We start from the raw sequence: 1,779 nt of genomic DNA, 5'->3' as shown, positions 1-1,779 counted from the left end.
GATAATAGACTCCGGTTGTGTGTAAACCATTATTATATTAGAATTGACAATAACGAATGGAGGAAGTGAATTTATGTCTGATTTTCCTAATTGCCCTGCATGTGATTCAGAATATACATACGAAGATGGAAGTCTTTTTGTTTGCCCGGAATGCGCCCATGAGTGGGCGGTGGAAGCGGAAACGGAAAACGGTGATCAAAAGAAGACTATCAAGGATGCTAATGGAAATGCCTTGAACGATGGTGATACCGTTACGGTAATCAAGGACCTTAAAGTGAAAGGGAGCTCATCCGTCTTAAAAATGGGCACTAAAGTCAAAAGCATCCGTCTAGTTGATGGAGATCATGATATTGATTGCAAGATTGATGGTTTTGGTGCAATGAAATTAAAATCCCAATTTGTTAAAAAGATATAATTAGTATAAAAAACGGCCTAATCCATTGATTAGGCCGTTCTTTTTTACGTTTAATGATTCCTTCTTAATAAACTTTGTCACCGTTAAAGATAGAGTTCTTAACGACGACATAATCCACATTCCGGATCGCTTCCAACTTGGTTCCGCCGGCATATGAAATGGAAGACTGAAGGTCTTGTTCCATTTCCTTCAACGTATCTTCCAAAGATCCTTTGTGCTCGACATACATCTTTTTACCTTCAACGTTTTTCTTCTCACCTTTTTGGAATTCAGAAGCTGAACCAAAGTATTCTTTAAAGGCCTTTCCATCTTTCTCGATCGTTTGCCCTGGAGATTCTTCATGTCCAGCAAATAGTGAACCGATCATGACCATGGAAGCTCCAAATCTAACTGATTTAGCAATATCACCGTTCGTGCGAATGCCGCCGTCAGCTATGATTGGTTTGCTTGCCGCTTTTGCACACCAGCGAAGTGCAGCTAGCTGCCAGCCGCCCGTACCAAATCCAGTCTTGATTTTAGTGATGCAAACTTTCCCTGGCCCGATGCCAACCTTTGTAGCATCCGCACCGGCATGTTCCAATTCCCGAACCGCTTCAGGAGTTCCCACATTTCCTGCAATGACAAAACTTTCAGGTAAATGTTTTTTAATATGCTGTATCATCTTTATCACGGCATTGGAATGGCCGTGTGCAATATCTATAGTAATGTATTCAGGCACAATGTTGTCAGCCGATAATTGTTCAATGAATCCGTATTCTTCTTCTTTAACGCCTACACTGATGGAAGCGATCAATTCTCGTGAATGCATATCTTTAATGAAAGTCAGTCGTTTTTCTGGCTCAAAACGATGCATTACATAAAAGTAACCGTTTTCAGCTAAGTAAATGGCAATCTGTTCATCAATGATCGTTTGCATATTGGCAGGTACTACAGGTAACTTGAATGTATGTTTACCCAATGTAACGGATGTATCACACTCAGAACGACTATTTACTACACATTTTGCAGGAATTAATTGAATATCTTCATAATCAAACACGTTTTCCATGTTATGCACCTCTATATACGAATATTTTTATCTTTAATTATTAAAATTGTTCGCCCAATAGGTAATGTACATCATTTTTGACAGTAAGTCAAAATTTTTAATGGTTTTATTTTGATTTTTTTTCAGTTTGATGGAAAATCCGCTACAGGGCAGGAAGCTGAAAAAGACGAACGAACTCTTTTGCTAACAGTTTTTTTGAGGGTTTGTAAAATGCGAACGTTGATTTCCTCTCCAGGCACTCGCTTTCCGCGGGCGGTCCGCCCTCGGCGCTTTTGCGCCTGTGGGGTCTCCCCTGGACTCGCTTTTCCTGCAGGAG

2 protein-coding genes are annotated in these 1,779 nt (G+C 40.2%); one reads left to right on the top strand and one right to left on the bottom strand.

The genetic code is table 11. The features are described 5' to 3' along the window. Positions 1–73: 73 nt before the first annotated feature. Positions 74–415: a zinc ribbon domain-containing protein YjdM gene (locus tag ACFVSH_RS26260; RefSeq protein WP_076364546.1), complete on the top strand. Its 342-nt coding sequence runs from the start codon at positions 74–76 to the stop codon at positions 413–415. Positions 416–479: 64 nt separating this feature from the next. Here the strand turns inward: ACFVSH_RS26260 and guaC are convergent, their stop codons facing one another. Further along, positions 480–1,463: a GMP reductase gene (gene guaC, locus ACFVSH_RS26255; protein ID WP_387602191.1), complete on the bottom strand. Its 984-nt coding sequence runs from the start codon at positions 1,461–1,463 to the stop codon at positions 480–482. Between the last annotated feature and the right edge of the window lie 316 nt (positions 1,464–1,779).

The sequence above is a fragment of the Peribacillus sp. NPDC058002 genome (genome assembly GCF_042886655.1).
Lineage (GTDB): Bacteria > Bacillota > Bacilli > Bacillales > DSM-1321 > Peribacillus > Peribacillus aracenensis.
This window is presented reverse-complemented; position numbering and strand designations above follow the sequence as displayed.

Excerpts from the sequence above, each read along its gene's own strand:
- ACFVSH_RS26260 (WP_076364546.1), top strand. The coding sequence starts at position 74 with ATGTCTGATTTTCCTAATTGCCCTGCATGTGATTCAGAATATACATAC.
- guaC (WP_387602191.1), bottom strand. The coding sequence starts at position 1,463 with ATGGAAAACGTGTTTGATTATGAAGATATTCAATTAATTCCTGCAAAA.